The sequence below is a fragment of the Roseimarinus sediminis genome, from assembly GCF_050433125.1.
Taxonomy (GTDB): Bacteria; Bacteroidota; Bacteroidia; order Bacteroidales; family Prolixibacteraceae; genus Roseimarinus; species Roseimarinus sediminis.
In genome coordinates this window covers 51,933-73,447 of sequence record NZ_JBNPXV010000014.1, presented here as the reverse complement: position 1 = coordinate 73,447, position 21,515 = coordinate 51,933, and the positions used below count along the sequence as shown (strand labels likewise).

Below are 21,515 nucleotides of genomic sequence, written 5' to 3'. Positions count from 1 at the left end.
CGTTACTACTCCCTTTCCGCCAGCTGGCGGAGGCTGGGGGAGGTACTATATCTTATAACATTTTTACTCTCTTATCGCACACTTGCTTTATTTCTCCTATTACTGCTTCCAAATTCTCATTCACCTGTTCATTTGTAAAGCGGATGATTTCAATTTCCCATTTTTCTAATTCAGCAGAACGATTATCATCGTATTCTGTATGTTCTTTTGAAAGATGAACCGGTCCGTCAACTTCGACAACCACGCGAACTTCATGACAATAAAAGTCGACAATAAACCGTTCAATAGGATGTTGTCTTCTGAATTTATAGCCACCACACTGTCTGTTTCGAAGCTTGTTCCAAAGCCTTATTTCAGAGAGTGTCATTCGTTTCCTCAACTCGTTAGCCCTTTTAATAATTTCAGGGCTGGCACCATAAGTTATGTTCTCTGCATGGTTCATAAGTTGCCTGTTTGCGGTGTGGTGCGGGTTTTACCCCCCTCTAGCTCCACTGCCAGCTGGCGGAAGGACTGGGCTGTGCAAAGCACTGCGTCCTAATAAATGCTGGATTTTGGCCCCCCTTAATCCCCCCTGAAGGGGGGAGATGGGACAGTGCTTCTTACCGCATCCTACCGTTTATTCACTTTATTCTCAATATTTCAAACTTTAAAGAACGTTTCTACCTTATTAAGGCAGACCCTGTCCCCCTCATTAAGGAGGGGTTAGGGGTGGTATTTTATCTTAGAACGTTTCCACCCTGTTAAGGCAGCCCTCACTCCCCTTCCGCCAGCTGACGGAAGGACTGGGCGGTGCAAGGCACAGCATCCTAATAAATGTAGGATTTTGGCCCCCCTTAATCCCCCCTGAAGGGGGGAGACGGGCCTGTGCCAATCACAGCATCCTACCGTTTATTCTATCTTCAATATTTCAAACTTTAAAGAACGTTTCTATCATTACTGGTAGCCCTTGTCCCCCTCATTAAGGAGGGGTTAGGGGTGGTATTTTATCTTAGAACGTATCTACCTGTTAAGGCAGCCCTTACTCCCCTTCCGCCAGCTGGCGGAAGGACTGGGCGGTGCAAGGCACAGCATCCTAATAAATGTAGGATTTTGGCCCCCCTTAATCCCCCCTGAAGGGGGGAGACGGGCCTGTGCCAATCACAGCATCCTACCGTTTATTCTATCTTCAATATTTCAAACTTTAAAGAACGTTTCTATCATTACTGGTAGCCCCTGTCCCCCTCATTAAGGAGGGGTTAGGGGTGGTATTTTATCTAGAACGTATCTACCTGTTAAGGCAGCCCTCACTCCCCTTCCGTCAACTGGCGAAGGTTGGGGGAGGTATTTTATCTTAGAACGTTTCCACCCTATTAAGGTAGCCCCTGTCCCCCTCATTAAGGAGGGGTTAGGGGAGGTATTAAAACTAGTTAATCCACCCCGGCTAAAACACCCGGTTGCGGCATGGCTTGAATCACATGCGCAGCCTGGTTTATGGCTCCTTCTACAGCACCTGCATCGCTTAACACAATCCCATCGTCGGCATCGGTCTCGCTGTAGGAGCCAAAACTGCCCTCTTCAGTTGGTACCACCAAATTCGCTGTAATATTGTGTGCTGTTTCGTACAAACCACTATACGTCACCGTAACTGTTACCGACTTGCCAACAGGATCTTCACCACTTTTGCTTATCGTTACAGGGATGGTATATTTCCCTGCGTCACTTTCCGGAGTTCCCATGGTGCCTCCCGAAACGAACAACTTAGCCACATCGCTAAGCACGGTAAGTTCATCGCCCAGTTCAGCACAAAGCAATTCGAGGTCGAACTGCCAGGTGGCATCATAAGCTGCATTGTTCAGGTTTACTGTGTATACTATTTGTGTCTCTTCTCCGGTATAAGTTTCGTAAACCTTTCCGTCTGCGTACGAACAATCATCGTCTACCGCAGCAATATCAACATCAAAGGGTGCTCCAATGGTAATTGGATAGGCCCTTACCGAGCTACAGTCTTTTGAATTTTGCTCGGTAAAATAAATGGTGTATTCATTGTTTGCCGGCACTTCGTCGTCGTAAGTAAAATTGAAACGGATACTGGCAGCAGCTGTATTAGTTGCGTCATCGTAGGTCGGAGTAAGGGTATAAGTAGCCGCATCCTCAGCGATCTCATCGGTGCCACCTGTACGGGTAAGGTGCCAGCCGGTTAAAGCATTTAAGCGGTTGCTAGCTGCATCTTCCATAAGCACCTGGTAACGGTGAGTTGAATTCTGAAGCGGATTGCCGGCACTCGCCACAGTTTCTCCTAATCCCGGCTCAATATCGTCTGTAGCCGGAATAGCGCGAATGGTCACTACCTGCTCACGGTCGCCAGGAACAAGGAGCGGATCTACAGGATCGTAAGGATAAATGTCTTCATTGTCGTAGGTAACGGCAGGCGGAGTACCGTTCTTCGTGGCGCTACCGTTGCTCACGGTTAGCGTCGGGGTCACATCGGCCAGCACGGGATTTTCAAAGGAAACGGTCAGCGTAACTTCTACCTCGTCGGGAAAATCGGCCGATGGAGGCGGAATGACAGTCACCGTATAAGGGCCACTTCCTGCAAACGAGGCACTGCCACCATCGACGGTGCTCACTGTAGCGGCAAAGGCCGTTGGTGTGATTGAGTTGCTTAAGGTAATATCTTCAAAGAAACTGGCATCAAAACGCCAGCTGTCAGGGTCGTAGTCACCCTCCTTGTGCATGGTGACGGTGTAAGTGACTTCAGTGGCATAAAGATCTGTTCCAACCGGATCGTTATCCACCTGAGCATAGGTATGTACCAGGCCACTGCGGTCGTTACACTGGGCATCGTCAGCCCCTACGGTCAGGTAGAATTCGTTTTCTCCCACCGTAAGCACAAATTCACGGGCCGAAATACAAGCGTTCGTTTCGTCGTATTCATAGTATTGCAGGTACCAGCTGGGAATTAAGGTTTCACCGGGGGCAAAAACACTGCGGTCGAATAATATTTCAATGGTTTCCAGTCCATCATCTGCCATGGCCTGGTCGGTCACCTCAAACCAATCCAAACCATCATCAGCGAAATCAGCTTTCCAGATGGTATATGTAATTGGATCTGTTGCCGCCTTATCGGTGATGACCCATTTACGATCGTTTCCTGCTTCACCAATTTTCAGCTGGTAGGCATGTTCCGAATCGAGGTAAGGAAGGGCGCCGGTATTCTGGGCACGGGTGGGCAGGAAAGCCGCAGAAATGAGCAAAAGTACAAGCAGCAAACGACCTGCCCGGTTCATTTTACTGAACGGAAGCAGGTGTAAAATGTCGCCCCAACGACTGTTCCTCCTGTATGTTGCTACGCTAACCAAGTTTTCTCTCTCTCACTAGTTAATTCCTCCACAGCCCCAAAAGTTACCCTAAAAAAAGAAAAATCTTTCAACAAGGCCTCTATTTATATTCGCTCTATCAATTCAGGGCAATAATATCGCCTGCTGCCGGCATGGCATACTTTGTGTGTCTCACAATGTTATTGCCCTCGCGGGTATTGTTTACTTCATCGATGTCGCGTTCCTCAAAACTTCCATAAATCGAAAATATCTCCAACTCAATATTCTGACTTTCTCCCAGCACTTCGTTGTACACCACTGTCAGGTAAACCGGCGTTACTGTGGCCGAAGGATCGCCTGACGCATTGACCATGATGTCGGCCGTGGTGTATTCATCGGTTCCCAATGCAGGAGCCACACTAAACAGGTTGACAGCCCCGGCTTCTTCCGGCAAACGGTCGGTTGCATCAATACTGGCAATACTGCCATTGTTCCCGGTCACACCACTTATCTTTATATTCAACTTAAACGACCATCGCCCCCCTTCGCTTAAGTAGCCCGGATCATCGGCCGGATGCTCAATAAAAACCTTATAAACCACTTCGGTTTGCATGGTCCCCACACTTTGGAACAACACACCCGAATTTTCACTACAAGCTACACTCAACTCATCATCATTCAAAGCTACATCGACATCAAAAGGAGGATGCACCATTACATCGCGAACCACCGCCGTCAAACATTTGTTCCCGTCGGCGGTAGTTTCCTTGTAACCTATTACGTAGCCTTGATTTTCGTTAATATTCCGGTTAAACTGAATTTTCCAGAAAGATGCTCCATCCTTAATCTGCTCAGCGGGTGGAAGTGGAATCACGTCGTAATCGACACCGGGCGTATACGCCACAGCACTTCCGTCTTCTATCGCACCTGCCAGGGTGCCTGATGGATACAAACCCCAATTGGGCGTATACGAAATATCGCCCATGGGTATCTGATAGGTGTGCACAGAATTCAGCAGGGGATCCCATTTTCCTCCTATTTCCTGAGCATGCAGATGCAGGATCGTTAAAATCAAAACCGCCGAAAGATAAATTATTTTCTTGATTTTTTCCATAATTACTTCATTTTTATTCCATTGCACCTGGGGTTGGCTTGGGTAATACCAACACCGTATAAACCAGCACTTCGGTGCGATTGCCCGATTTATCGGTCAACTCGAAATACACTTCGGTGGTACCGTCGTAATAGGCGATGCTATTTCCTTCGGAATCAACGGTCGGATCGAGGTTAACAGTCCAGGTACTTTGATCTCCTGCATCAAAAGCAGGATAACCAAAGGTATCGTAATCGTTGTTCGTATAGCTGATATTCCCGGCGGCCATGTCACCATCCCACAGGTATTTCAGTTTAAAGCGTGCATGTACCACATCGCAGTTATCGGTAAAATCGTCGGGATTGAAACGAATATCATTGGCCGGATAATCTTCTCCATATAAAGTATAAGCCGGGACCAAGTTCACATTATCGGCATTGACTGTCGCACATTCACCCGCTATCAGCTGACTGGTGGAAAGAAAAACAGGCGGATGCAAATCGCGGACTACGATTTCGGTCGCTTCGGTAATCCATGACGATCGACCACTTTCATCGGTCACCTGATAATACAACTGAACGGTATTGCCCACATCGTCGCAATCGAAGGGAGCGTTCTCCACCCAAAGTGGATCGCTTGCATTATTGGGGTTGAATGTTCCACCGGCAATTTGGGCCGGACTGGGTGTTGCCAATCGAGGATTCAACAGCTCAGGGTCTTTCGTACAGTTATCATCGCTTCCGTTGTCAAAATCGGCCGCATTCAGGGTAACGGTTCCCCCACCGTTCGGCGTATTATTAAGCTCAAGCGAGATGGCTTCGTTAAACTTACCTACCGGCTCCGGATCCTGATCATCGATCAACTGAATGATGTATTCTTCGGGTTCATCAAAATTATCGAGGCCGTTTTGAGAAACCATAATGCGAACTACATTGGTTCCATCGCCGGCCTGATTTTTTAGAACGGCATTGATCAAGGCCTGGTCGATAAAATCGCTGTGATAATCCTGGTTAAACAACAACTCGTTGGTGGGGGTATATACTACCCGCCAGTTGGTCTGGAATTCACAGTCACCACAATCGACATCCGAAATGTCGGGGGTATACAAATTGGCCAGTTCCTGTGTGGAAAGCGTGGCCGTACATACATCCTCATCGGTAGTAATGGTGGCTACTTTGGCAGCCCATTCACCACTTACAGGATAAGTGTATTCGGGCAGTTCGTTATCGACGGCATAAAGCAATTTAAAGGAAGTATTCGAAGCGGCACAACCATATTGATCGACATAGGAAATCCGGTAAGAACCTACTTCCAGTTCCTGCAGGTACAGGTTCGACTGATCGGAAAGCAAGGAAAAAGTCTGATAAAATTCACCTCCGGGGGCCAGCCGCTCCCAGGTGTAAATACCAGGCTGAGGAAGCAGGTCGGCCCAGATGGCCACATCGGAAGGCAGGGCATCATTACCAAAACCGACGCGCTTATTGGCAGCATTTCCCTGCCCTTCGCCCATGTCCCAGTAACCCATCAGCCCGGTCTCATCGCCGCGCAATTTAGACCCGGGGAAAATATCTCCGGTGGCAAAGGCATGCCCGGCTATGCTTAAATCCCATACCCTGAGATCTCTGATGATACCTGTAAAACCGGTTCCCCCGATGGTCAGTACCTCATTGTTTGCTGTTGCACTGTAACTGCCTGCCTGCGAATCGGTCGTGACCTTATCGACCCTGATCGATAAACCGGAAGCATCCCACCAGCCGGCCACGTGGTACCAGCGTCTGCTTGTTACGGCGTAGGTCGATTGCAGTTCATCGCCATCGGCAAACACAGCAAAATACGATTCTCCACTGCCTCCGTCATGATTAATCTTCAGGCCAAAAGCGGTTCCTTTGTTCACAATCACAGCCGATCCTTCGGCATCGAGATAGACCCATGCTTCAATGGCGCCTGCACTTGTAATATCAAGCTGATCGTAATCGGTATCACTCACCGTAAAGTTTTGTGTTCCGTTGGTAAAATGCGGCTGACCGGGTACCCCGCCACTCATGGAAGCCGAGAGGGCGGCATCCTTGTTCTCAGGACAGGAGGCATGCTGCTGCACTTCGGTATCAAGAATGACCGCTTCGGGCGCCACAATGCTTACGGTAATCTGGTCGGGTGCTTCACAGCCATTCACCCGCATCCGCACGGTAAATTCATTGTCACCACTCACATTGAAATCGAATACCGGACTGTTTTGCCATCCAAAACCAATGTTAAATTCGGGGGCACCAGCATCACCCGGATTCAGTGGGTAGCCTTCGTAACGAATAAAATGTTCCTGAGAAAGATCCATGCTTTCGGCATCGGTAGCTCCCGGGGCCACATCGACGGTAATCCGTGCCTGATCGCCACCGCAGTCGATGGGTTCGGTGGTGGCATGGTTAAAGCGGGGCTGCATTTGTATGCGGAGATTATAAGTTTGAACAGCACTGCTAAACGGTGCTGGTGTGGCACCATCAATGGCGGTCCAACTAATGGTATAGTCTGTTCCATTTTCTTCATCCACGCGGTCAGCTACATCCAGTGAGGCATCATCAAAATTAAATGCAGTCAGGTAAGGTACACCTCCTACTGTAAAGTTTGGAGAAGCGGAATGCAAGAGTGAACCCGAAAGCACGGTTGCACCAGTGGTGTTGTTAACAACGGTATAAGCCAGTTCCTCCACCTGCACGTTGTCCCAATAGGTACGCGGAATGGGAATACGATAGTTGCTGCGTTGGCAATAAGTAATTGACCGATCAGCAAAATCTTCGGCAACGTTAGCATCAGCATTGTCACGAAACTCGGGGGTCTGGGTGTCAAGCACCATTACATCCTGGTAAACATCTGTCCTGTTGCCTGGAAAATCAAATATCCGCCATCGAATGGTGGTGGTTCCAACCGGAAATTCAATGGTCTCGTTTAACTCTCCATCACTGCGACTGATGAAATCAGATGAAAAATCGCTACTGCAATTGTCACTGAATAAATTAAGCGGATCAGTTATGTTTGCATCGGTATCGTAACCTGGATAAAATAAGGTATAATCGTCGGGCGTAACAGGGGTCGTTCCCAAATAATCGGGACCAACAATCACATCAAAGGTCGCCCCGGGTTGATCGACATTGGTATTCACGGTAATCGGTTCCAGTTGAATGCCATCCCTTCCCAAATCATCATCAGCAACGCCTGGAGGAGTATCATCAATTACCGTTACTATAAACTCAACACTTGCTTCGTTTCCATCGGCAGTGTAACCGGTATGTGCACTGTTGTCGACTCCGTCGTTGGCCGTCCACACCACTTTTGACTTGCCTACCGGGAATTTAACACCATGCAGCGTTTCCACATCAACATGAACGGGATCAAGAATGGTATAATCATCGTCCACTGCACTGAAATGCCAGATATTGGCTACCGGTGTAACAGCCCCTTCACATACATCGTTGGCAGGTACGTCTCTGTTTGGATCGGCAGCGGTATACAAATAAGTACAATTTTCACCTGGTGAAACCGAGGTATAGAGCGGGCCCACAGGTCCGGGCTGCGATGTAAAGGCAGGGGCTTCGGTATCGAGCACGGTTAAGGTATACTGATTGTCTGCGGCGATGGTTATATTGCCACTGTAATCAACGGCATACCAGGTAATGGTATGCACTCCAACCGGATAAAATGCGGCTGCATTCTTACGCCCTTCGATGTCGGCTGTTCCATCGCTCTGAAAATCAATATCGCACCAATAATTTTCAATGCGGCTGATATCAGGTCTGCCGCATTCGTCACTCATTTCGGGTGGCGGTATATTGGTAAACATGCGCCCGCATTGCCCCAGTTCATTTTCCACCAGCACATCGGCCGGAATACTTATCACTGGAGGTGTTACATCATTAAAGGTATGTGTTACTACTGCTACATCGCCCGTACAATCCAGTTCGTTGTACCCACGCACCGTTAATCGGGGCATGTAAGCCGGATCGCCTGAATAAACATCCCAAACCATCTGGATGGTCTGGTCGTAAGCGTTACCTCCGGCCAGGCGACGTCCGGTAGGAACGGGCTCCGCATGTTCACTTTCAAAGTTCCAGTCGAGGTAGGCAAACTCAGCAGCCTCGTAATTTTTAACCCGGTAGGTGATGGTATCGCGTACGCAAATGGGGAAATTAGCTTCATCGACCAGCGGATCTCCGGTAAATTCATACCAGGTAGAAGAACCATCGGGTACAATGTCGTAAGTGGCTTCGATGATGGGCTCTGCAACTTCGTGAACAGTAATACGGTATTTCCTTGTCTCAAGACAATTAGAATCATAGTCGCCATACCACCAATAGGAATCATCATTAGGAGTTGTATCACCACTTCGATTAAAAGAAACCCGAATATAACTTCTACCTTCTGCTACAGTTTGGTTGCGCAATGGTGTATCTGCTGTAAAATATGGACCACCAGTAACAGAATCATTAATTAAAAGAAAATATCCACTTTCATACTGACCTCCTACCCCTGCAGTTCTAATTATTGAGTCGGTAGAAACCCAAAATGGATGGAGTCCACGAGCTTTATAACTATAAATCAAATCGGTAGTTGCATCACCATTCGCTTTGGTTGATTTATCAAATCGAAGGGTAACAAAATAATCACCATAACTGGTACCGGCATCGCCAAAAGATGCTCCACCATCAATAACAGTTACCAAGCCGTTTGCTTCCAATTCGTCAAGTTCATCAATGGTACCAGTATTGATATCGTCCCAATAAAAACGACAAGAGCTCTGCTGCAGCCAGGTCTTTTGAGGAGCAAATTTTATCTGATAGGTTTCCTCGTCACCAACACAACTTTCGAGGCTGTCTATAGATGTAGCTGAAGAAGTAGCACCAATATACTCAAAATCGTAGTATTTAAAATCATAACAAGTGTTGTTATCTACTACATCCAGTCGAATTCGGTATCTATTACCATCAGCAAGATTAGAGCTACAACCTGAAGTTAGTAGTTCAATCCAATCAATACCCGCTACAGGCATGGTATAGGTAGTTAAATAGTCAGTTGTCCAGGTATCGTTCTGATTATTAAAGCGTGGGCAATCATCTGGATCATAATCTGTATATCTTAAAAAGAGAGATTGGTGACTTCCTGTGCCAGTAGCTCCTGAACGGTCCTGGATTTCCTGCCAAGTATAAGAATATGTCTGATTACCTGACAGGCCGGTAATAGTAGGGTAATAACGTTCTCCTGTAAAACCACAGTCTTTAATATCTATAGTATAGATATCAAAATACGGTTCAACCGGCACTATAACAGTTTCAATACCTTCCCTGCCCGATTCATCAACGGCCTTAAGGTGTACGGTTATATCTTTATGTACGTGGGTACAATCATGAGTAATGCAGGCACCAATTACCGTTTCGTCGCCGGTTTGTGGTATGCGGCGGCCAAAGGTGCGGAACTCGTAAAGACCGATATTACCCTCTTCTGCTGAATTATCGAATGTTAAGCGCAGGGCATTGGCTTCAACCGGATTACCCCCATCAAGGTCGGTATCGTTTGCTCCGGCAGGAAAAGCCGTTGTACCCACCGCAACAGGAGTTGACCAGCTCGTGCCTCCATCGTCAGAATATTCAACAGTGGCCGTTGTTGGCCTAAGTATGGGAAGTTGGGTGCTAACAGTGGGGCAATTATACAATGTTGCGGGCTGGGTTACCCAACAGTCGGAAAAAGTTAAACCTGTACTGGGATAACCATCAATTGACCATTCATCGATACCTGCATTATCCCTGACATCAAGATTTATTCTAAAACTCTGAGCTTGTACTGAAAAACCATTATCAGATTCTTCCCCATTTCCAGGTGTATAAATTGAAACAATATCAGCCCATACTCCAGGTGACTGTTCATATTGAATTTCAACGTTACGAAGCCTACTAGTATTTTGACTCCTCCAGTTTATATAATACCCTGTAAAAACTATTTCCTCTTTAAAATTGTATTGTACCCAATGCGATTCCCAACTACCAGAGGTATTTGGCACCCACTGAGAATTAGTATTTCCATCCCGCAAGTGATCCTTATCGCCAATATCTGCTGAAGCATAAACGTCGGCATCCTCAAGGTAGCTATCATCTTCATTTATATCAGTTATTAGCGAAGGAATTGTTGCCGATGCACAAGGAGCAGCATACACTCTCCAGTTACGCAAACGAACATAATCATAGTTATTCGGAGTTGTGAATGCAACTCTCAACCTATCGGAGCTTATTCCTGATAAATCCAACGTGCGATATGCATCATCAGCCGTACCTATAGCACCTGCATCCTGCCATTGGTTGCCATCGTGCCATTGTATTTTTGCTGCACTTGCCTCCCGGTCATTCCTTGTAGTCCAATATATCTCGGTAGATGTAAAAGTCATTACATTATAAAACTGATATTCAATCCATTCTCCATAGGCATCGTTGCTGTTCTGATTGTAAACATAGTAATATGTGTCGCCAGCGTCGTCGCCATCATTAATATAATCCAATTGGTTGCCACCATCATTCATATCAACACTTTCCAAATATTCCCAATCATGACTTACCAATATTTCACCTGGAAAATCAACAACACTAACAACTTCTTTTCCGGCATATGGCGAGCAAGCCTGGCCATATACATACCATTCGGCAATTACCGGGGTATTTCCATTTGCGGGATCATAACTGAGGCGAATTTTCTCAATGGAAGCGGCTGCGTTTATGGTTAAAATTGAAGCGTAAGCCGTAGTGTTTTCAATGGTTCCGTAACTGATCCATGTGCCCGGGTTATCGGGGTCTTCGTATTCAATGGTCGAGTTGGCTTCCAGGCTGCTTCCAGCCCCCCAACGCAAACGGCAATTGGCTACCATTACCGGTTGACTAAATTCATACTGCACCCAGAAAGCGTCGGCTGCTGCCGTTCCGGTTTCCATGGTCATAACTGATGAGGTGTTATCGTCTCGGATGTTTGAACTATTACTGGTTGAACCGCCTGTAGTTATATCAGTGTCATCCATGTATGTCCCGTCATGACTTAAGGCTTCATTTCCATCATCGGCAGCAATATCGGCCCAAAGTACTTCAATGTTATCAAATTCGTACTTCTTGGCAAAATTGTATTGAATGGTACGGGTACCGGCTACATCGCTGGTTGCATAGTAGGTCATGTTCGAAGCAGTAGTATATCCGGCCGGATTGTCGTCGTTTACATAAGAACGTGAGTGGCCGCTTAGTGCAGTTGAACCAGTAACGGTGGCCTGGCCGGCCAGGTTACTAACAGCAGTTGTTCCGCCCCCCTCATTACCATAACCACACCATTCATCGGGGTCTAATGTTAACACATCGTCTTCGTAACGGATGTAACGCAATAAATCGGCACGGTCGGTGCAATTATCGTGCAGGTTGCCGTCTTTTACAATGTCGTCGAAATAAATGGGGGCCGAACCCGTTGAGGGAATGGTGTGGGTATAACTACTTAATGAGAAGGTAGGCTCCAATAAATCTTCAACCAATACGATTTCATCTTCGCGCAGCAAATTGATCGTTGCCGTGTTGTTGCCCCTGTCGGTTACCGAAATGCTTAAATCGATGAAACCTCCAAAGCCATTTTTGATATCGGCACAGAAAACGGTATCGGGATCGATGGTATAAACCAAATCAGCCAGGTCGGTACAATTATCTTCTACAACTTCGAGGATGTCTTCGGGTCGTACCACGTAATAACCATCGGGGCCAATGGGCAGGCTAATGCTTGCATAGGCAGCAATGTTGGGTTCCGTACCATCAACAATGTTAATTGTTTCGGTTTTAGAAGCCGGGTTTCCGTGTTGATCGACCACGTGCAGCGTTACGGGCAGGGAGCCAATAAAACTACAGGTAATAGGTTCTTCAGGGGTTATCCAGCGGTCGGCAATACCATCGGTCCCGTAGCAGTTGTCATAGCTTCCGTTATCAATCTGATCGATGTAATCGTTCAGGTTAATAGTACCACCCATATCGGGATGAACTTCAATATTGGCACTTTGGGTGATGACCACCGGGGGCTCGTCGTCGCGCACAGTTACCTGAGTCATGCACGATCCCACATTGCCATGAATGTCGATGGCTGAAAGCAGGATGTTGATGGGGGAAAAATCTCCCTTATCGCGTACCGTTGCTCCGGCAATATAGCGCACATCGTCACAGGTAAAGGTAAACTCGGTGGCATTGGCCAAATCGCTGGTGCCAAAGATTTCAACAACATCAATATCCATGGAATAAATACTTGGTGAAGTTGGAATGCGCCATATACGAAGATGGCTTCCCGGGTCAGCAATACGATCAATGGGAATATTCACCGCACCCGATACATCGCCGGTATTATAATATTCATAATACACCACGTCGTCGCCCCATTGCGGGTTGAGCAAATCACCACCTGTTTCTTCAAAAGTCCCCGTATTGGAAACCAACACCCAGTATTCGTTCATTGCTTCGTTTACCTGCAGGCTTAAGGTAGTGAATACGTAGTCGGTATTGAACGCTACTTCCCAGTAAGGGTTGGCATCGGGACTGATTGTGTTGGTCGTAGAGATATCGTCGCTGATGTCTTTTGTGATCACAATGGCATCCAAATCAACACAGTTGTCGGATGATCCCTGATCCACATCCAGGTAATCGATAAAGGCATCACCATTGATATCAAGTTGTAAAGGAGCGATATCTACAGCTGCCTTGCAACTTGGGACAGGTGCTGTATTGTCTTCCACAATAATATTTTGTGTAAAGGATATTGAATACGGTATATCTTCGGTGTTTTCCTCGTTACGGCTTACCCCCGGGAATTCACGGTCGGTGTAAGTCCAGGTAACGGTATACGTACCCACATCGAAAGTGTGGTCCTCTAAGGTAGCAGTTCCGTTTAAGTCGTTGGTAAGGATACCGGTTCCGCAATTGTCGATATCGGGTGAAGTTGGGTCGGGATCGAGTGAGGTATCAGTTACCAGGTACTCACAATCATCGTCGGGCATTGACAGGTATACATCGGGCAGGACCGGATCGGTGGGCTCTGTATCGTCAACAATGTAATAGCTAATTTCCCTGGTCGAGGTATTGGCACCATCGTTGGCCGTCCAGCGCAGGGTGCTGATGCCGGTCATCACCCGCGTATCAAGATCCGATGGATCATTTCCAGCTTCTGCATCGTCATCAACAAACAAATCGCCATCCAGCCAGGCATAAGTGATGTCGACCTCATCGGGATCACAGGTACCATCGGTAATGCGCGGATTGAACTCATCGTTGTAGGCGATGTATTCACAATTCCCGGCCGTATTGCCCCCATCGCTTTGCGAAGTGTAACGAATTATGGGATCGCCCATGGGCAGCGGATTGCTGCGGGCATTATCGCTGTAAAAATTCAACACCGGCGCTATTTCATCCCGGGTATCAATTTCGATGGGAAAATCCTGTTCACAACCATAAGGATCTATCAGGGTCAGGGTATAAATACCGGCACTGTGCCCGGCAATGTCCTGTTCATTTCCCACATAGCTGCCATCGGGGGCCAGCCAGTAATAGGCATAGGCCTGGCGCAGGTAATCACCAATAACCGCTCCTGCCTGCGAAGGATTCGCAGAATTGCTTACAGTCGAAGTTGTCGCACCACCCGACATAGGATAGTTGGCTACCAGCTTGTTATCGGGATCGATGGGCGATGCAAGGTAAAGGTTCTGTGCAATCGTCTGTGCATCGATCTGCTCATTCCAGATACGTGCAAAACGAACAAAACCTTTCAGATTGTGCGTGTCATCACCATCGTTCAGACTGCCAATATAAACATTATCGGCTCCTGCATCGGCTGCAAAAGCGGCTGCACGATTTTCGGAATTGGTACCCAGTGTACTGATTTCAAAAGTAAGGTAAGGTGTGTTTGCCACATCGGAACCGTTCCATTCACCGCGCAGATAGATCCAGGTGCGCTCAATGACATTGTGGTCGACAGGATCTACATTAATGAATTCACCCCCCACATAAAACTGCAGATCACCATCGGCCATGCGAAAACCATAGCCATTCCCGTTGTTGGGAAGTCCAAAAATGCCGGCATTCCAGTTGATTCCCCCATCGGCAATGGAATCGATGTACACCCACGCTTCGATCATCCCCATTTCGCCGAGTTGAATTTCGGGATAAGCCGGTGCCGAAACATAGGTGGCGGGATCGCTTTCCCCAATCAGATGCAGTGCATAAGCTCCATTGCCACCACGGGGATCCACATCGATGGCTCCATCGTCGTCACCAAAACAAAGCACATGGGTGATGTCATTAACAGTATAAAGTGCCTGAGGATTTCGAATTACAAGGTCCTGCGGATAGGCCGTGGGTGTACGGCAGCCATCCACCTCCAACCAGGCCTGATAGGTATCGTTGGCCGGAATGATTCCCAGATCGGTTTCAACTACCGGATCGGTCGTTACGGTAAATACGTTCGAAGTATGAGTATATTCCGTTTGTGTTCCCGTAGTGCTTTTTAAAATATAGACAATGTCCTTGTCGGGTTCGACATCAATTTTTGAGAAATAGACACGCCCGTTGTTACTTCCCTGGCAGGTGATGGGAGAATATTTTACTTCACTCAGGATGGGTTGTTGCTGGGTAGTAATACTTAAAGTACGGCTTGCCTCATTGCCGCTTGCATCCACCACACGCCAGGTGTAGTCGTAGGTGCCGGTTAACATGTTAGCCGCCAGCACCGGTGTGTTTTCAGGTTTTCCTACCGGGTAGGTCGAGATTCCCGGAACGGTATAAATCACGGTATTGTTCCGAAGCAGGGTTAGGGACTGTAAATGGTTGCACAGCCGGTTGTTGTCATCCACATCGGGAATGGGCAGTGTAAATTCCAGTGCATCGCACCAGGTTATTTCATCAGGAATGGCATCAAACGGATTGTCATTAAAATAAGGTGGCGCTTCATCCACCACATCGTAGGTCGTTGTCAGCGTACCGGTATTGCCGTTTTCATCGACAGCCGTCCAGTTAACGGTGTAATAATCCATGCTCCATACACTCCCCACCAGGCTCACCCCTGTTTCATCGGCAGCCGTCTGCGGATCGGTATACTGATAGCTGATTTGTGGCAGTTCGCCACAGTCATCGACCGGTACCGGATCGATGGTTGTTTCGTCACCATTGATGGTGTAAGTACATTCATCGGCAAGATAGAGTTGACGCAAATCGGGATCGGGATAAGCTGTGAGGACCTCCACCTCGTTAAGCGAAAGGATTTCGGTTCCCGTATCATCGTGGAGACGAATCCTGACAAAAGAGCCATTGGTATTGGCCGGGAAAATCACGTCAGCGCTTGCTCCGGCACCAAGGGGTGTTCCTGAAACAACAGTAACGCCGGCCAAAAGCCAGTCATCGGCCAGGCGACCTGCAGGAAAGTCGATCGGTGAAACCAGTACATCGAAGGCAGCTAAAGCCTGATGCGCATGGATGCGCACTCTGTTCAAGGGATACGAATTACCCAGATTGACCTGCCACCATGGCTCATTACCTGCTTCTGTCTCTGTTTCGGTAAAGGAACAGATGCTTTCCAGATTGCCATCCACCGCCATCCCTTCGTTCATGGGCGTACCACAAACATCGACTGCGGCAAGGGTACTTTGGGTGGCTTCTTTTTCGATGGCCACATTCCAAAGGAGATAAGGATCACTTTCATCGCCATTGGGAATGACATAGGGATCGGCAGCATTGTCTACTTTTCCACAGCCAAAAATATCGCTCACATTAAAAACATAACCGGGTTCACCCGCGCTGAGTCCTTCGCGCTCGGTGCTTACAAGGGTAAGGTCATCGTTCCACGAGTACAATTTTGGGGCGTCATCTTCAAGTGCCGAAGCATTGTAAAAGCGTGCAAAGCTCCCATTGGCCGTTGAACTGGCTACATCGGTCAACACATTGGGCACCGCATTGAGTACGTTCACATTCGAAGGAAGGTTATTGAATGCAAAATGGTCGGTCATGGCCACCGCTGTATTCACCATGCCGTTGCGTTTCATTTCAAGCACCTGCTCAGGTGTTAAACGAACATTCCAGATCCCGACTTCGGCAAGCGAACCACTAAAGAAATAAGCCTGACCCAAGGCTTCAAAGGCGCTTGACCGGAGCACAGCTCCAATTGCACCATAGCGCGTCCATTCATCACCATCAAGCGCTGCATCCCGGCCGATGGTTCCACTTCCGTTGTGGGCAACCGCCGTTTCAACCGCCACTCCGTCGCGGTAGATGTCGTATACCACATCACTCGCTGCATTCGTTCCAAAGGTAGCGACCACCAGGTGCCACTCGTCGTTATTGATTTTATTGATCTCCCCGTCGACCAGTATCGAATTACTTTGCCCGTCGGTCGAAGTAGTCGATAATTGCAACTGTCCGCCAGAAACCCCCAGACTGAAAAAGACATTTTTATCGAAGGATAAAATGGTTCCGTCGTTGGCCGTAGTTTTCACCCATGCAGCCAGGGTAAACTCACTAAGCGGTGTCGTGTAATTTTTGTTTAATAATAAATAATCACTGCTACCGTTAAACTGCAGAGAACGGTTTTGGGCAAGCATGGCGTCGGGATTCATCGTAATACGCCCATCGGCATTGTTACCGCAAGAGGTCGCCACCAGCGAAATGTCAGTAGTGTGAACTTCGGGATCGAGCACTTTATCGACCGCCTGGCTGGCATAGGCAGCCAATTGGAAGGTGTAGGTATTTGATTCTTCAGTATAACTAACAGGATTACCGTCGGCATAGGGATCAACACTGTAAACCAGACGGGCCTGCACGGTATGATTGACATTGGGCGCCAGCCCTGTTTTTGAAGAAGAAGCATTCCAGTCGTCGGAATTGAACTTATATTCTATTGTTCGGTTGGGATTCTCAGCCAAAGGTGTAAGTTGCGACACAAAGGCCATTCCGTTATCAGCGTCACATGTAGTGCTCGTCCAGGCCACATTGGTAATGTCGAAGACCGGCTCAACAGTAATTGTATAAGTATGCTCAATTGATCGCGCCCCGTCGGAAACCGTCCAGCTTACTTCGTTCTCGCCTTCTTCAAGGTAAACATTCAAGGTACTAAGGTCAGATGGATTATAAGTTATAACGGCAGTAGGTCCTGAAACAGGGCGATCGACCACATAGGTATAAATTAGCGGGCTGGTACAACAGGCATCGTCAGTTGCTTCGGGCAAGGGCAAGGAGTAGGCAGACGCAGTGTAGGCAAATGGCAGTGAAATGTCGGCAGGAACCTTTCCAAATACGGGGGCTTCATTTCCGATTTCCTGTTCAAAAACCCGCCACAAACCATCAGAACAAAGCCATTCACTGCTTTGCCGAACAGCAATCCAGGCATCGATGGCATTGGCTTCGTCCCATTGGACTTCAATCCACGAGTCGGTTCCATCAACACCTCTTAAGGTAATTGTTGTAAGGTTGATCCCTGAAGATACCGGCTTTTCTTCACTGCTTTGTGCAGCCTCGATGCTGCCAGAGTAATTAATGATGGTACCACCATACACATACCATTCAAAAAGGTTTGCACCGGGATCACCCAAATCTTCCTGATCGGCCGTAATTCTAAAAATACGTGTACTTGGGTAGGAAGCCGCCGAAGGGCACAAAACATCTCCCTGACTTGAATAGGGCTCAAGCAGATGATCTGCTCCCAATTCACTTTCAGGTGTAATATCTTGCGCAAAAGCGCTTACAATGCATAGCAACAAACCTGTTGCTAACAGCCACCTATAAAAATACTTAACACACATCCACCCAGGTTATCTAAACAGATGAATAACATAATACTCACCTGATTGATTGCTTAATCAAAACTTTAAAAGACAACAATAAACAAAGAAAAGAAAATATTGGAGAAAAAAAGAAGGATGTTTGTCAAAAGACGGATAATAATTGAAAATAAATACTCAGCCAGCATCAATTTAATCCAAATCCCATATTAACATAAAAACAAAGAATCAGTCCTTTAGGTCTTATTCTTTATTTTACATAGTTAATACAATCTATGACAAAATCGATTTAACATACTGCTTAGTTCTTGGGTTTCATAAAGGGATGCGGGTTGCCTGCCCCGTGAAATTCGACCTTAGGAGAATATTTCTACGGGGCGGGTTGCGAGTTGCGGGTTGCGAATAGTGGAAAGTGGAAAGCTACTCAAAAGGATTGAAAGCAATTGGAAGCAATTGGAAGCGATGGAAAGCGGTTGAAAAAGCTTGTTGGTTGCTGGTTGCTGGTTGCTCGTTGCTGGTTGCCTGCCTGTGAAATTCGACCTTAGGAGAATATTTCTACGGGGCTGGTTGCGCGTTGCTTGTTGCTTGTTGCTCGTTGCTCGTTGCTCGTTGCTCGTTGCGAATAGTGGAAAGCAATAGAAAAGGATTGAATGAAAGCAATGGGAAGCAATTGGAAACGATGGAAAGCGGTTGAAAAAGCTTGTTGGTTGCTGGTTGCTGGTTGCTCGTTGCTGGTTGCCTGCCTGTGAAATTCGACCTTAGGAGAATATTTCTACGGGGCTGGTTGCGGGTTGCTTGTTGCTTGTTGCTCGTTGCTCGTTGCTTGTTGCTCGTTGCGAATAGTGGAAAGCAATAGAAAAGGATTGAATGAAAGCAATGGGAAGCAATTGGAAACGATGGAAAGCGGTTGAAAAAGCTTGTTGGTTGCTGGTTGCTGGTTGCTCGTTGCTGGTTGCCTGCCCTGTGAAATTCGACCTTAGGAGAATATTTCTACGGGGCTGGTTACTGGTTACTGGTTACTGGTTGCGGATAGTGGAATGCTAACTTGCTTCGAAAAGGCTTTCTTATGAACTTATTCACTCAGGTACTAAGGAACTCAGGCACTCAGGTACTCCGCCCAAAACTTTCCGGACAATGACCATTTTCTTTCTGACAGACGTACGATAGTGCGTCTCTACTGTTTGTTCGGGCAAGACACAGGATGAACTTTTGACTTTTTCCTCAATGACTTTCTGACTTTTTCCTCAATGACTTTCCTTACCCTTCAGGCAGATAACTTACCAGTTCGCACTTGACGGTTCCGATGGTGAAATTAAGTTCCATCAAAACGGGCAGTTTTTGTTCGTCGGTACTGATCCAGATGTTCATTGGATTTTTCTTGTTAAAGAAACGACCGGCCACCTGCAGCGGCTCGAGCCGGTAACATTCGAAGCTTCCTATGCGGGTGGTAATAATGTCGGTTCCGGTGTAGCGAAGCTGAAGCGGGTAGCACTCGTCGGTATCCCAAAACGAGATTTCAATGAGCTCGTTTTCCACCAGTTGGTCGAGCCAGCCTGTATTACGCAGTGTAAACAGCAGGGCCGACACGTCGCCCACGCCCGGAGACACAGGATGCCAGCCCGAACGCTGACTGAAGGCGGTACTGTCGGGATGGTAAAAGATGACCTCGTTGTTGAAGCGGTATTTTTTCTCTCTCAGTACTTTGTTGGCTTTTACCGGAAGAAAATCGTCCGGATGAATGATGCTGCTAAAACGATCGTCGACCTCGTAGAGCACATGGGCCAGTCCGGTGGTGTAGGCATGCAGCTGTGAATGCACATGGCGTTTGCCGTCGTAGAGGGTGTCGCTCAGTTCATACAGGGCGGCTCCTCCTTTTACAAGGCCAAAACGAATCTCGAAGCCCATCCGCTCAAGCGGCTCCCTTGCCTCCAGCCGAAGCAGGGCAGCGATACATAGTATGATGATGAATGCTCGTTTCATGGTTTCCGTTTTACAATGTACGGTATTCAAACAAATATTGAGCCAGAGGGAGGGAATGAGGGAGTGCCTGAGTTCCTGAGTACCTGAGTGCATAAGTTCATAAGAAAGCTATTGCGAAGCAAGTTAGCAGTCCACTATTCGCAACCAGTAACCAGCATCCAGTAACCAGCATCCAGCAACCAGCCCCGTAGAAATATTCTCCTTACGTCGAATTTCACAGGGCAGGTAAGCAGTACGCCAGCTGGCGGATTTCCATTACTTTCCTCTTTAGCAAATCATTGTATTTTCATATCTTTGTAAAAAAACGATGGATGATATCACGATCAAATACAACAAATTAAGCAGAAGCAGAAAGCAGGAGCTCAATGATTTTCTGGATATTTTGCTAAGCCGGCAAAAAAATGAAAACAGCAATCAGCTGGCTTTGTATAAGAAAAAGATCCTGGGTGTTTCTGCATGGTCGGCTGAAGATTGCAAAGCTTTCGAAGAGAATCAAAAAGCATTCAGGCAATGGAAAGTTCAGGAATGGTAATTGACACATCGGTATTCATTGAGTTTCTGAGAGCAAAGAACAAGAAGGCGACCACCCTGTTCGGTATAGCCGATGATATACCCTTATACCTATCTGCCGTAACTATTTACGAATTATACATGGGTGCACCAACTCCGGAAAAAGAAGCCGATATCAGGATATTAACAGAAGACATTCCAGTATTGCCATTTGATTTAGTAGTTGCAAAAAAGTCCAGCCAAATATACCATCACTTGCGCAAAACAAATAAAATCATTGAATTTAGGGACATTTTCATCGCTGCCAGCGCATTGGTGTATCGTTTGCCCCTAAAAACAATCAACAGAAAGCATTTTGAACGAATACCTGAATTAACACTTGTTTAGTCATTACTCAAAATCAGGATGTCGTCAAAGCAGAAAATTTGTCTGTCGACACTAAGTCCTGAGAGGATAAAGTCAGAAAGTCATTGGGCGGAGTACATGAGTGCCTGAGTTCCTGAGTGAATAAGTACATAAGTTCATAAGAAAGCTATTGCGAAGATTTCGATTCCATGCAAAGGTGAAGACAATTGCTTCCCATCGCTTCCAATTGCTTCCTATTGCTTTCAATCCTTTTCTATTGTGTCCTATTGTTTCTATTGTGGTTTTTTTTGAGTACCTGAGTGCCTGAGTTCCTGAGTTCCTGAGTGAATAAGTACATAAGTTCATAAGAAAGCTATTGCGAAGATTTCCATTCCATGCAAAGGTGAAGACAATTGCTTCCCATCGCTTTCAATTGCTTCCTATTGCTTTCAATCCTTTTCTATTGCTTTCCATTTCGAAGCAAGTTAGC

Annotated in this window: 7 protein-coding genes; 2 read left to right on the top strand and 5 right to left on the bottom strand. The window is 47.0% G+C overall.

Features of this window, described 5'->3' with window-relative positions:
- Positions 1-52: 52 nt before the first annotated feature.
- The 5 genes from FHS86_RS15855 to FHS86_RS15835 all read right to left on the bottom strand — a co-directional run bounded on the left by FHS86_RS15855 (position 53) and on the right by FHS86_RS15835 (position 20,170).
- On the bottom strand, positions 53-442 hold the full coding sequence (locus tag FHS86_RS15855; RefSeq protein WP_429415897.1) for an endonuclease domain-containing protein: 390 nt from the start codon (positions 440-442) through the stop codon (positions 53-55).
- Between the two features lie 964 nt (positions 443-1,406).
- Positions 1,407-3,266: a hypothetical protein gene (locus FHS86_RS15850; RefSeq protein WP_429415894.1), complete on the bottom strand. Its 1,860-nt coding sequence runs from the start codon at positions 3,264-3,266 to the stop codon at positions 1,407-1,409.
- A gap of 169 nt (positions 3,267-3,435) precedes the next feature.
- Complete coding sequence (locus FHS86_RS15845) at positions 3,436-4,410, bottom strand: hypothetical protein (protein WP_429415891.1); 975 nt, start codon at positions 4,408-4,410, stop codon at positions 3,436-3,438.
- A gap of 13 nt (positions 4,411-4,423) precedes the next feature.
- On the bottom strand, positions 4,424-18,115 hold the full coding sequence (locus tag FHS86_RS15840) for a LamG-like jellyroll fold domain-containing protein (protein WP_429415888.1): 13,692 nt from the start codon (positions 18,113-18,115) through the stop codon (positions 4,424-4,426).
- Positions 18,116-19,447: 1,332 nt separating this feature from the next.
- Entirely contained in the window at positions 19,448-20,170 is a 723-nt protein-coding gene (locus FHS86_RS15835; protein ID WP_429415885.1) for a DUF3108 domain-containing protein, read from the bottom strand.
- 307 nt (positions 20,171-20,477) lie between these two features.
- On the opposite strand from FHS86_RS15835, the gene FHS86_RS15830 reads away from it, so the two are divergent.
- A complete protein-coding gene (locus FHS86_RS15830) occupies positions 20,478-20,702 on the top strand; it encodes a hypothetical protein (protein WP_429415882.1) in 225 nt (74 codons plus the stop codon).
- Complete coding sequence (locus FHS86_RS15825; protein ID WP_429415879.1) at positions 20,681-21,067, top strand: type II toxin-antitoxin system VapC family toxin; 387 nt, start codon at positions 20,681-20,683, stop codon at positions 21,065-21,067. The genes FHS86_RS15830 and FHS86_RS15825 overlap by 22 nt, the downstream gene beginning before the upstream one ends.
- Positions 21,068-21,515 lie beyond the last annotated feature (448 nt).